9 protein-coding genes are annotated in these 12,843 nt (G+C 38.8%); 1 reads left to right on the top strand and 8 read right to left on the bottom strand.

Going from position 1 to position 12,843, the window contains the following annotated elements; translation table 11 throughout:
- Positions 1-281: 281 nt before the first annotated feature.
- A complete protein-coding gene (locus AC3RV6_RS01585; protein WP_489747730.1) occupies positions 282-1,196 on the bottom strand; it encodes a DMT family transporter in 915 nt (304 codons plus the stop codon).
- 126 nt (positions 1,197-1,322) lie between these two features.
- Between AC3RV6_RS01585 and AC3RV6_RS01580 the strand changes: the two genes are divergently transcribed.
- A complete protein-coding gene (locus AC3RV6_RS01580) occupies positions 1,323-2,978 on the top strand; it encodes a putative bifunctional diguanylate cyclase/phosphodiesterase (RefSeq protein WP_489747729.1) in 1,656 nt (551 codons plus the stop codon).
- Positions 2,979-3,034: 56 nt separating this feature from the next.
- On the opposite strand, the gene AC3RV6_RS01575 is transcribed toward AC3RV6_RS01580, so the two are convergent.
- The 7 genes from AC3RV6_RS01575 to AC3RV6_RS01545 form a co-directional block, all read right to left on the bottom strand.
- Positions 3,035-3,490, bottom strand: a complete 456-nt coding sequence (locus AC3RV6_RS01575; protein ID WP_489747728.1) for a threonine/serine exporter family protein — start codon at positions 3,488-3,490, stop codon at positions 3,035-3,037.
- A gap of 18 nt (positions 3,491-3,508) precedes the next feature.
- Positions 3,509-4,234: a threonine/serine exporter family protein gene (locus AC3RV6_RS01570; RefSeq protein ID WP_489749158.1), complete on the bottom strand. Its 726-nt coding sequence runs from the start codon at positions 4,232-4,234 to the stop codon at positions 3,509-3,511.
- A gap of 92 nt (positions 4,235-4,326) precedes the next feature.
- Positions 4,327-6,489: a beta-propeller domain-containing protein gene (locus tag AC3RV6_RS01565; RefSeq protein ID WP_489747727.1), complete on the bottom strand. Its 2,163-nt coding sequence runs from the start codon at positions 6,487-6,489 to the stop codon at positions 4,327-4,329.
- A gap of 914 nt (positions 6,490-7,403) precedes the next feature.
- The gene (locus AC3RV6_RS01560) at positions 7,404-9,605 is read right to left on the bottom strand and encodes a YhgE/Pip family protein (RefSeq protein WP_489749157.1); all 2,202 of its coding nucleotides are present in this window, start codon (positions 9,603-9,605) and stop codon (positions 7,404-7,406) included.
- Between the two features lie 178 nt (positions 9,606-9,783).
- Complete coding sequence (locus AC3RV6_RS01555; RefSeq protein ID WP_489747726.1) at positions 9,784-10,365, bottom strand: TetR/AcrR family transcriptional regulator; 582 nt, start codon at positions 10,363-10,365, stop codon at positions 9,784-9,786.
- 201 nt (positions 10,366-10,566) lie between these two features.
- Positions 10,567-11,265, bottom strand: a complete 699-nt coding sequence (locus tag AC3RV6_RS01550; protein WP_489747725.1) for an AIM24 family protein — start codon at positions 11,263-11,265, stop codon at positions 10,567-10,569.
- 383 nt (positions 11,266-11,648) lie between these two features.
- Complete coding sequence (locus AC3RV6_RS01545) at positions 11,649-12,824, bottom strand: aminotransferase class I/II-fold pyridoxal phosphate-dependent enzyme (RefSeq protein ID WP_489747724.1); 1,176 nt, start codon at positions 12,822-12,824, stop codon at positions 11,649-11,651.
- Positions 12,825-12,843 lie beyond the last annotated feature (19 nt).

Raw genomic sequence — 12,843 nt, 5'->3', positions numbered from 1 at the left:
TAGTTGATTGGAGTGCGAAACGGCGACTCCTTGGGGATTATCGTGCATCTTGAGACCCTGGACAGAGCACAGCGAAGGAAGCGGCTCAAGCCACGCGCCCAGGAAATCGTCCGCCTGAAACGGAAATCAACGTTTGTAAAAGTGTATATTCTTTTTTATTTTAAAATCACTGTCCAGCACTCGAATGCTTAGATTGCCGGATAACGTACTGAAATTACTACCCACTAAAACAAAAGGACTGAATCGTTTTCCAGTGTTTTTTTGTTGAATAAGCTTCATCACTACTTCACATCTTCCTGACCTTTCCCCCTACTACCCGCAATTGATATCCAAGTTACACCGGCGAGCATAATAATCGCACCCCATAATTGCCACATGCCAAGCACTTGTCCAAACCATATTACAGACACGATAATTGCTGTTAATGGCTCAAAACTCGACAAGATGCTAGTTTCTATAGGCGTAATATATTTCATACTACTAAGAAATAAGACGAATGCAACTGTACCAATAACAATAACAAGAAATAACATAAAGCTAATCGGCAAATCAGAAAGATACTTCATTTCGGTTATACTTGTGATTGGGTTTAATATTAAAAGTGTACCCCCACCGATAATCATTCCCCACCCTACTGAAAGTAACACGCCCCACTCCCCCATAAGTCGAATAGGGTAAAGTGTATAAAAAGAGAATGTAAAGCCAAGCACAATTCCCCAAAGTACCGCCACTTTACTTAACGCAAATCCTGAAAGCGAACCATTCGTCAGAAGAAGAAATAAACCAATAATTGTAACAGCTATACCGAATATTTGAGTAATAGGCGGCCAACGTCTATTCGACCAGGAAAGAAACGAAATAATATAGATTGGTGCCAGAAACTGGAAAAGCGTTGCTATTACAGCACTGCTCGTTTCAATCGACGTAGCAAATGCAAATTGCACACCGAGCATACCAAACACGCCAAATAATAGAAGCTGCCTTCCCCAAACCTTTTGTTTCCAAGGTTGATATATATTCACGCCTCTAACCTTCAATACACTGAGTAAAAATGCACCTGCCAGTATAAGTCTGACTGTTAGCATAAAAGAAACAGACATATTACTATGTATTAAAATCCATTCCATCATCGGACCACTTGCGCCCCAAAGAATGGCACCTGATATAATCATTACGATGCCTTTTAATCTGTTCATATCCATCCCCCTATTCTAATTATTATTTTTTTGTAATTTATCGTCATTTTAATACTTTAATCAAACTATTTCTAAGTGCATATTTTCTGTATTAATAGTATAATACCACTGGAAGGTGATAAAAATATGAGCACACAATATGAACGCTTCATTCCAGAACTTCCTGCTATTTTAGATAGCCTTGGAGAAATTTTTATGGTGACCCACATGGACGAGTCAGGCGTCATAACTTATACGAATAAAGCTTTTTTAAATACAAGTAAATGGACACCTAAACGAGTTATCGGAAAGACATTATGGCAAATGTTTCCTGAAACTAATAAAGGTCAGGAACAAGCAAAATTAATATGGAGCAGTGTCACTAACGGTAAAAAGTGGTCCGGTGTTGCTGAAAAAGTAAATCGTCTAGGTGAACCCTATTACGTAAGAATGATGGCTATACCGATTAATAGGTTAGATCAAGGTTTAATCTCCATTATTTTCTTCGAGTTAGATGTGACAGAGGATATTGAATTACAAGAAAAACTTCAAAAGATTGCTTTTATTGATTTTGAAACCGGTTTAATGAGTCGGCATCATCTAGAAACAAGTGTTGAAGAGATGATTAAAGAAAACAATAGGTTTACGTTTGTATACATAACAATCGATCAGTTTTACACTCTAAAAAATCTGCAATCTCAGGATACTGAAAAAGAACTGGTTAAAGCATTCACAAATCGCTTGAAACGCTTCTTTCTAGACAATCAAATTGCACGTGTCGGCGTCAATGAGTTTGTCATTTTGACATCATTCGGCGATTGGTATATTCAAGGATTCATTGAATTTCTTGATCAAAATCCGATTTATATTAATAATGCGGCCCTACAGTTATCCATTAGCGGAGGAATTGTTCGCTATCCCGACAACCAAAAAACATATAACAACTTAATGAAAGCTGCCATTACTGCAACAAAAGATGTTATTGAAAACGGCGGCGGAATCATTGCTTCATTATCAGATGATTCTCATAGGGAACTTAGTCGCAAAGTAATCATTGAAGGAAAACTAGTCACAGCACTTGACGAAAATAATTTACAAGTTTTTTATCAACCTCAAATTGATATCCAGACTGAAAAAGTTGTCCTTTATGAAGCTTTGGTACGCTGGAAAGATGATGAACTTGGCTGGATTATGCCAGATGAACTTATTCCCATTGCAGAAGAAAGCGGTATGATTCATAAGATTGGTGAATTCGTTCTAAAAGAATCCGCTAAACTCGCTGCAGAATGGCAATCCAAAGGGCACTCAATCAAAATCGCTGTAAATACTTCTGTTCGTGAGTTTCATAATTTGCAATTAAAAGATAAGATTATGCAAATACTTGAAGCCGCAAATTGTTCGCCTAGTCTAATTCAACTTGAGATTACTGAAAAGTTCGCATTCCAAGCTGAAGAGGAACGATTCATTTCTCGTCAAATGCAAGAGTTGCAAAATGAGGGAATCGAATTCGCACTCGATGATTTTGGAACTGGTTATGCTTCATTCCGCTATATGCAATCCCTGCCTATCTCAAGGATTAAGATTGATAAAATATTCATTCAATCAATGATGTCACACCCAAAAACAAAGAAACTTGTTGAAGGTATGGCTAAATTCGGAGAATCTATGGGTCTCTATGTTATTGCAGAAGGTGTTGAAACGGAAGAACAACTAGAATGGCTAAAATCGATGGGCATTAACGCAGCTCAAGGCTATCATATCGGCGTTCCAGTAACAGCTGACGAGATTATCATATCTGATTAAATCAAGTTTAGGAGTGCATCTACTTTTAGTAGATGCACTCCATTTATTATCAGTATTCAATTAGGTAATCTTTTCTTACGGCTACGGATTGATCGAAAAGCTAGTTGAATAATAACCTCAGCAAAGACAAGACCCATTGCAATCGCACCAGATACCATAAACGCACCGGAAGCGAATGTTATCGCAGTCAAATAATCTTTCTCCACAATATGGCGCATTGCATTATAAGCCATCCCACCAGGTACAAGTGGGATAATTCCAGCCACACTAAATATAATCATCGGCGTCCGGAAGCGTCTGGCAAAAAGATGTGCTAGTATCGCAACAACGAAAGATCCAAGGAAAGACGCCTTCACAGGATCAATTAGTAGTTCATTAGTTGTCGAATAAATTAACCAACCCATCATACCAACAAAACCACAGTATAACAATGTTTTTCGTGGTGCATTAAAAAGAACACCAAAGCTAGTTGCAGCCAGAAAACTGAAGACCCCCTGAACTATCCACGTCAAGATGCAGACCTCTTTTCATTAAAAAGATAATACAAGTGCTACACCTGCGCCAATAGCAAATGAAGTAAGAAATGCCTCGGCTCCCTTTGATAGTCCGGACACGAAATGTCCCGCCATTAAATCGCGTACCGCATTGGTTATGAGTAGCCCTGGAACAAGAGGCATCACAGAGCCTATAATAATCGTATCTAGTTCTGTCCCAATACCAATCTTCAGAAATAAAAAGGCAGTAATACTTACAAATAACGAGCCGATAAATTCCGCAAAAAACTTTACTAACGTAAGCCGGTGAATAATCGTTACTACGATAAAACCAATTCCACCCGCAAAAAGAGCCGCGGGGATATCAGTCCACAGCCCTTTAAAAAGTATTAGAAAACTTGCACTCGCAATGGCTGCTGCAATGATTTGAAGCCATAATGGAAACATGACATTCATTTTTTCGATTTCTTGAAGTTTAGTATAAGCTTTTTCCAAGGTATATTCATTTGTCGCTAATTTTCTAGAAACATCATTAATCAAGGCCACTTTTTCAAGGTCTGTCGTTCGGTCTTTTATCCGAATAAGTTTTGTATGGTGTGGACTGCCGGGCGTGAAAATAATGCCTGTCGGTGTAACAAAGCTATGCGTAGCAGACAACTGTTGAGATGAAGCCATCCGAACCATAGTATCTTCCACACGGTATGTCTCTGCACCTGATTCCATCATTAACCGCCCAGCAAGAAGACAACAATCAATCGCCATTTCTTTATCTTCTAACTCGATTGCGCCCACGCCTTTCACTGCTTTTCCCTAAGCTTATCGAATTCAAACAGAAATAACAATAAAGATAGCTATTAATTTATCAACAATTCGTCAATTGGTGATAATGTATCAATTGTATAGCTTTTAATTTCATTCATAGCAATCGTGTAGACCACTTCATTATTGTACAAAATTCGCTGTACTTCTTTTTCCCACTCTTCATATTGCTGATTAGGTTTTTTGCCTTGTAATAAGTCCCCTTTTAACTGGATACCTTTTTCAGGCGTAATTTCATAGATTAATGCACCTGAACTTTTGAAATCAGTGTACGAGGAATCCTTACCTTCTTCATAAATCATTATAGGAAAACCATATAAATTTTTCATTTTATGTGTAAACAACGCCTTATGATCATATTGAATCTGGGAATATGTGCCCCTACCTCCGATAATCTCCGTGTCTTGTTCTTTTGGATTTTCAAAATCAGACACATCAAAAAGAGATATCTTCATACCAAGCGTTTCAATAATTGGTTCTCCACCTTCTTTATTTACCTTTGACACTGTTTCGTATCCAAAGCCTATTAGATGATTCTCATCAAGGGGATGTAAATAATTAGAAAAACCCGGTATTTTTAATTCGCCTAACACTTTCGGAGATGATGGGTTTGCAACATCTATGACAAATAATGGATCCGTCTCACGGAATGTTACCATATATGCTTTATCCCCCATAAATCTTGCTGAATAAATACGTTCACCCTTTGCAAGACCCTCCACAGAGCCCGTCATACTTAAACTTTCATCAAATATAAAAAGATGGTTTTTAGAAACATTTTTTTCATCCCACATATTTCCCTCTGTCGTAACAACTCTAAAATGTCCTTCATATTCATCCATCGAAAACTGGTTCAGTAGACTACCTTTTAATTCAGCAGAAGCAAGGAATTCAACATTTGCACCGTCCAGTGAAAACTTGAATACCTCTGTATTTGAATTTCCTGATGGCCAAAAAGATGAGCTAACTGAATCATCTATACTCACGGTAGTATCGGTGCTTGCAATTTCCGGACTATATAATGTTGCTGTTAAATAAAGATTTTCTGTAGACATATACAACTGCTCGCTACTGCCAAGATAACCTTTCGTCACGACTTTGTTGTCTGCAGGTGAAGACAATGTGATTGCCGTGATTACCGAATAGGAAGGCTCCATTGCACCTGGGAGTATCGCTATATCCTTATATTCCATGAAAGTAGAATCGTCTCCTTCAGCTGAATCATACACACGCGGCCGAAGTACGCTTCCGTCAATTTCTGCAATTCCCCAGAAGTTGGGATGAACACTCGTGATGACATATAGCATATCACCCGTTTTTCGTGCACCACTCATATACCCTTCTGCTCCAACCTCACGAATTAATGACGGGTTTTCTCTGTTTGCAATATTGTAAAGACGTACTGAAGTCATGCTATTCATTTGTATTATTCGTGCATTCGCTTCTTTATTTGACGCTTCTTCATAAGGTTCATATTTCTCCCCTAGGATAATTAAAGTGTCTCCTTCGAGAAATAACTGCGATGCATAAAAATCATCTTCCATCTTTACTTCAGACGCTTTTTTCATTTTCTTCGGGTCTCGAATGTCGGTAATTATAAGTTTACCGTTATTCGTTAAGCTATAAATGTAGGCATCGTCCATTTTCACAGTGTCCGCTTCGTCTACACCTTCAACTTGATTATTTGTCGTTGAGTGATCTGAATTTCCAGCTGAATCAGCCGAACTGTCTGATTTACTCACTTCCATCTCTTCACTGTAATTACTCGTTTCGTTCCGCAGTGCCAACGTTTGCTCAAAATATGCTTTCAATTCTTCAGCAGATGAAACCGCCTCGACTTTATCTTGAACAACAAACTTTAATTCCTTTTTTTGTAATGTTTTATTTCCTTTTACTGCAGATTTATTCACATGAAATGTATACGTTCCTGCAGTTAACCCTTTAACCAAAATAGTATGCTTATCTGCATCAAGAATCATTTCAGCTTTAACACGTTTTCCTTGTGCATTTGTTATATACAAATCACCTGACTCTATTGACTCTGCTTTTAATTCTGATGAAAAATTAGCGCGCCATCCTTGTTCCGTTAGTGCAGTAGTAGGAGCAGTGACAGTCACTTTTCCGATTGAAAATGTAACGGCCACAACGCCAATTATTAATAACATGCTAATAATGATCCACACCCATCGCTTCTCCACGTTAACGACCCCTTCCATAATTTTCTTCTTATAGAAGTAGACTGTAATTATCAGATTTCGTTTCATTTTTTTGAAATTAATTTTTAAGTAGTCCAGAAAACTACCTCTTGGAACGTTGTTTACTTCCTGATTGATGTTGCATACTTTCACCAGGACGTTGTTTACTTCTCAGGACACGTTGCGTACTTTCTCATTAACGTTGTATACTTCGGGAGATGTTGCATACTTTCGCCAGGACGTTGTTTACTTCTCGGGACACGTTGCGTACTTTCTCATTAACGTTGTATACTTCGGGCGATGTTGCATACTTTCGCCAGGACGTTGTTTACTTCTCGGAACACGTTGCGAACTTTTTCATTAACGTTGTATACTTCGGGCGATGTTGCATACTTTCGCCAGGACGTTGTTTACTTCTCGGGCCATGTTGAATACTTTCTCATTAACGTTGTATACTTCGGGCGATGTTACATACTTTCGCCAGGACGTTGTTTACTTCTCGGGCCATGTTGAATACTTTCTCATTAACGTTGTATACTTCGGGCGATGTTGCATACTTTCGCCAGGACGTTGTTTACTTCTCGGGACACGTTGCGTACTTTCCCATTAACGTTGTATACTTCGGGCGATGTTGCATACTTTCGCCAGGACGTTGTTTACTTCTCGGGACACGTTGCGTACTTTCCCATTAACGTTGTATACTTCGGGCGATGTTGCATACTTTCGCCAGGACGTTGTTTACTTCTCGGGACACGTTGCGTACTTTTTCATTAACGTTGTATACTTCGGGCGATGTTGCATACTTTCGCCAGGACGTTGTTTACTTCTCAGGACACGTTGCATACTTCTCCATTTCCGGTGTAAACTCAAAAAACCCGATGCCAGCAAATTACACTGACATCAGGTTCAATCTTTTATTACGCTTCGACGGTTGTATCCGAATGATTTTTCTTGAATACAAGTGCAAAGTAGCCAAATGTAATGACTAGGAATACCGCCATAAACCCAAGGAGAATACCGTTATTCATCCAAAGGAAAGACATGTCTCCTGTAGAAATCGATGCTTTAAACGCATGAACAGAATAAGTCATCGGTAATAATACGTTGAAAATTTGTAACGGTGCTGGAATTAATTCAAGTGGGAATGTTCCCGCACTTGTTGTTAACTGTAAAATTAGTACCAGGATCGCTACAAACCTACCTGCATCACTTAAAATTGTAACAAGCATTTGAACTAAGGCGATAAATGTATAACTTGTAATAATTGCCGTCAATATGAACATTGGCGTGTTAATTGTTTCCATACCGAGACCATACTTTACGATTCCGACTGCAATCAAAGCCTGTAATAAACCGACGATTGCAAGTACGGATACTTTACTACTAAACCAAGCTAAAGCACCAGTTGGTCGCATCGCTGGTTCAACGAGTGGAAAGACAATTGATAACAAAAGTGCTCCTACGAACAATCCGAGAGATAAAAAGTAAGGTGCAAATCCTGTTCCGTAGTTCGGTACATGATTGATACCCTCTTTTTCTATATCTACAGGAGCTGCTGCCATTTCATACGTTTTATCTGTTGCATGAACTTCATTTGCTGTACTGTTTGCTTCACCTAATTTTTCTTGTAGTGTTCCAGCACCTTCATTGAGTTCAATCGTTCCATCAACAAGTTTACCTGAACCGTCTGCAAGTTCTTTTGATTTCGATGCGAGTGTTCCTGTGCCTGCTTTCAGTGTTTGGCTACCTTCAGTTAATGTTGAAAGACCAGAAGCTAATTCAGATGAACCTTTTTGCGCATCTCCTACGCCATTTGTTAACTGTGAAAGGCCTGATGCAAGCGTGCTATTTCCCGAGGCTAACGCGGCCGATCCTTCACGAAGTTTTGCAGATGAACCATTAAGTTCATTTAAACCAGCAAGTGCTTGACCGTTTGCCGCAGCAAGTTGACCAGCAGCTCCGTTTAATTCAGCAGCCCCTGTTGATAATGCGCCTGTTCCTGTGGATAAACCTTGTAAACCTGTCGATAACTCTTGACTACCAGCTTTTAATTGTCCAAGTGCCGCGTTTAGTGCTTCTTGTTGCTCTGGCGGTAATGAAGCAAGTATCGGGCTAAGTTTCTCCGATAATCCATTAATACCAGCGTTCAAATTTGATGCACCTGTTGCTAGTTGTCCCGTCGCTCCGTTTAGTTGTTGAGACTTTTCACTTAACGTACCGACTGCAGCGTTGAATTCTTTTTCTTTTTGTCCAATTTGTCCGTAACTTTCAGCCAGTTTACTAACACCATTTGTATATTGAGTTATTCCAGTATTTAATTCCCCTGCTCCAGCTGATGCTTTTCCCGCACCTGCCAATAAATCAGATGAACCTGTCGCTAATTTGTTAAGTCCTGTATTCAAGTCTCTTGCGCCTGTAGCTGCTTTCTCTGCGCCTCTCGATAACTTATCAGTACCGTCTGCAAGCGTCACCGTGCTGCCTGCTAACGTCTCTAAGTAACCTTTTAAATCACTAGCCCCTGTGGATAATTTAGAAGCTCCATCTTTTAACTTCCCAGCACCGTCAGCAGCTTCCCCGAACCCATCACCCATTTCAGTTATAGAGTCAAAAAGTTTTTCTGCATAAGTGGCTGCTACTTTTTCATTTACCTCAGCACGGATTCTATCCATTGCCGTTTCACCAATCTGTGCGGATAAAAAGTTGAAACCTTCGTTTGGTTTATAAACAATCGTTAATTTTTCAGGATTGTCATCTAGTAGTGTAGTCGCATGTTCCGAAAAGTTCTCTGGAATCTCAATCACGACGTAATAATCTTGTTCTGCCAATCCATTTTCAGCATCTTTTTTTGATACGTTTGTGAATTTAAAAGTTTGGTCATCTATTAATGTATCCGTCAGTTCTTTCCCAAGGGTTAACTGTTCGCCCTCCATTTCCGCGCCTTCATCAAGATTGACAACGGCAACCGGCAAATCTTCCATGTTCGCATATGGATCCCAAAAAGCCCATAAGAACATACCTGCATATAATACTGGAATAAATAAAATTGCAATCATTGGTACAATCATTTTACGTGTACGAAGTAGCTGTTTCCACTCCGCCCAAGCCATTGTTTTTTTCATCAATAAATCTCCTCCTGAACCAGTTGACCATTACCCTCAACCAGTCACTTTAAATTAAAAAAAGAGTCTCAAACACAGTCAATTTCATAATTTGATTTTATCGCCACACCACTACAATATATAGTTGAGTAAAATCGCTCTCAACTATATATTGTAGTGATGTTACGGATTTATGTAATTATGAATTTGACTCAACTAAGAGACTTTTAAATATCGTCCCACTAAGTAAGTTTACAATACGATTTTCTTCTAACTCCGTATCGTGTGTCTTACTCCAATCCACAACAAGTGACATATACGCTTTAAATAAAAGATAAGCAACAAGTTCTGAGTCGCATGTTTTTAATTCGCCTCTAGCAATTGCATTTTCTATCTTTTCTTTTATAAAATTAACAAGTTTTTTTTCTATCATTTGAAGCACATCGCCTACAGCAGGTGTTCGAAGTTCCTTCTCTTCATCAATTAACTTTGCATATAATTGATGTGTTTGGCGGAATTTTAACATTTGCATCAGTCTCGCATGTGCATTCTCTTCAAAAGATGCACCTTCAGTAGACACACTATCAGCTTCAGTTTTCATTTCATCAATTAACTTTATAATGATGGCATTGAACAACTCTTCTTTATTTTTAAAGAATGTATAAATTGTCCCTTTTCCTACATTTGCAATTTTAGCAACTTGATCCATCGTTGTTGCTTTATAGCCAAATAATGAAAATGATTTTGCTGCTGCTTCTAAAATCTCTTGCCTGCGGTCCATTCTTCCACCTCGCTTTTAACTGTTTCAATAGTTGACCATAAAACAGTTTCAGTCATCTAGTCATTATATTACGCCAGGTAACTATGAAATGCAAGTATTTTATTCAGATATATTTCGTGTTATATACAACTATAATAAATTTTTCAAGCATAAAAAAAGTCCAAAAAGGATTATCCCTTAACGGACTTATTTTTTCCTTATTTAAGTGGGCTCATTTCCAGTCGCTAAACCTTCTTCAAACGGTTGTACAATAACAAATCCTTCTCCCGAAAACTCCATTTGAATGGATTCTCCACTACCCCGTCCAAGGAATGTTCGGAAACTAATGTCAGTTCTAAACTCAGGCGTTAAATTGCCTGACCAAGCAACAGTCGCATTCGGATCTGTTATAACAGATTCACCAGGACGAACGAGTAATGTTAACGGCTCATAGTGTGAAGTAATGGCTACTCTTCCCTTACCTTGCAACTTCACATTAAATAACCCACCTGACATCATACCTGCCATTTTCCTCATCAATTTAATGTCCCATTTAATACTTGGTTCAAAGGCAAGTAAATCGTTACCGTTTACTGTGATTGATTCATTATTCAACTCAAATATTGTGATTTTCTTTCCTTGATCGGCTAAATAAAGTCGACCATTTCCAGTAGCTTTCATTAATGAAGTACCTTCACCCGTAAACGCCTTTTTAAACAATTGACCTACACCATGTTCTAAAATTCTTTCACGTTCAAATTTAATTTGACCTGTGTAAGAAATCATTGAACCCGTCTTCGCCCAAACCAAGTCTTTTAAGTTCACTTCAAGAATACGTGGTGTTTCTAATTCAAAAAAGTCATTTTCACGCTCATCTTGTTGTGTTTGTCTAATAAATTCATCAATTGTATAGTTGCTCATTTAATCAATCCTTTCTCACTTATAAATCTTATTCATACTTACGTATTTAGAGAAGTTAAGTTTCAAAAGTTAATAAAAAGGCTTGGAAAAGTAAATTAATTTTTCAAATCGTTGATTTACGTTCCAAGCGGGCGGTCCGTGTGCCTCCTCGTCGCTTCGCTCCTGCGGGGTCTCAGCTGGACACGCTTTTGAGGGCACTGAAAAAGTCAGGTTTTCCTTCAATCCCGTTGATTTCCGTTCCGAGCGGACACGTCTTCAATCTCCTCGTCGCGAAAAGCGCGCTCCTGCGGGGCTTTCAGATCGTGTTGTTTCCGCTGGAGTCGCCGATTTCCACTTCAATCAACTAGATGCAGTATTATTGATTTCATCTTATATTATATTTTTCACTTCACTGTTGCAGGATCTAATGTTTTCAACAATTCGACTGCTTTATGAATCTTTTCTACCTTCTGAACAAGAGCCAATCTAACAAACCCGGCACCCTCAGAGCCAAATATACTTCCTGGCACCATGACAACACCACATTGTTCAATTACTTTAAAGACAAATGCTTTATCATCCAAATCATATGGGTATTTTGCCCAAACAAACATACCTCCACTTGATGGTGTAGGTGTCCATCCAATCTCCTCTATTCCAGCCATTAATACTTTATGTCTTTCTGAAAACTCTACGCGTAGACGATCCGTGATTTCTTCAGCATTGTCTAAAGCAACTACAGCCGCTTCTTGAATCGGACCAAAAGTTCCATAGTCCAAGTTCGATTTCAACTGTCTAATAATCGCAATCATTTCAGCATTCCCTACAATATAAGCTATACGAGCACCCGCTAAACTAAAGCTTTTTGATAATGAATTAATCTCCATGCCGACTTCCATCGCACCCGGTGTCGACAGGAAGCTAATCGGTGAATCACCTTCAAAATAATACTCTGAGTAGGCTGCATCATGAAGTACAATAACATTGTACTTCCGAGCAAAAGCAACTACTTTCTCAAAAAACGCAGCAGTAGGCATTGCGGGAACTGGATTTCCCGGTAAATTCAAAATGAGTAATTTTGCTTTTGTAGCTACATCTGCAGGTATTTCTTCCAAATCAGGTAAAAAGCCATTTTCTTCAAGAAGTGGCATATAGTAAGGAACTGCGCCAGCAAGCTTAATTCCAGCATCATAAGCCACATATGCTGGATTCGTTGTTAATACAAAATCACCTTCATCGCAAAAAGCAAACGGTAAATGGACGAGCCCTTCTTGTGAACCCATAGTTTGAATTACTTCTGTTTCAGGATTGATTTCAACATTAGAACGCCTTTTATAGTAATTTGCTACGGCTTCATTAAATTGTTTACTACCTCCAAGTGTATAGCCGTAAGAACTGGCTAAAGCACTTTTTTCGGATAAGATATCCCTTACTTTTTCGTCCGGTGGAAGGTCAGGACTTCCAAGGCTCAAATCGATAAGCTCACTACCCGTTGCTTTTTTAACTTCGGCTGCAGCTCTTAAATCCCCGAATATTGCTGGCTCAAATATAGACATTTTTTTAGATGGTTCAATTTTCAATCGTAAGCACTCCTTATGT

Source organism: Sporosarcina sp. So3-204 (assembly GCF_058068165.1).
Note: the sequence above shows the minus strand (reverse complement) of the source record. Positions and strands in the feature narration are given on the sequence as shown.

Coding starts and splice junctions, on each gene's coding strand:
- AC3RV6_RS01550 (WP_489747725.1), bottom strand. CDS start 11,265: ATGAGCAACTATACAATTGATGAATTTATTAGACAAACACAACAAGAT.
- AC3RV6_RS01585 (WP_489747730.1), bottom strand. CDS start 1,196: ATGAACAGATTAAAAGGCATCGTAATGATTATATCAGGTGCCATTCTT.
- AC3RV6_RS01580 (WP_489747729.1), top strand. CDS start 1,323: ATGAGCACACAATATGAACGCTTCATTCCAGAACTTCCTGCTATTTTA.
- AC3RV6_RS01570 (WP_489749158.1), bottom strand. CDS start 4,234: ATGGCGATTGATTGTTGTCTTCTTGCTGGGCGGTTAATGATGGAATCA.
- AC3RV6_RS01555 (WP_489747726.1), bottom strand. CDS start 10,365: ATGGACCGCAGGCAAGAGATTTTAGAAGCAGCAGCAAAATCATTTTCA.
- AC3RV6_RS01560 (WP_489749157.1), bottom strand. CDS start 9,605: ATGAAAAAAACAATGGCTTGGGCGGAGTGGAAACAGCTACTTCGTACA.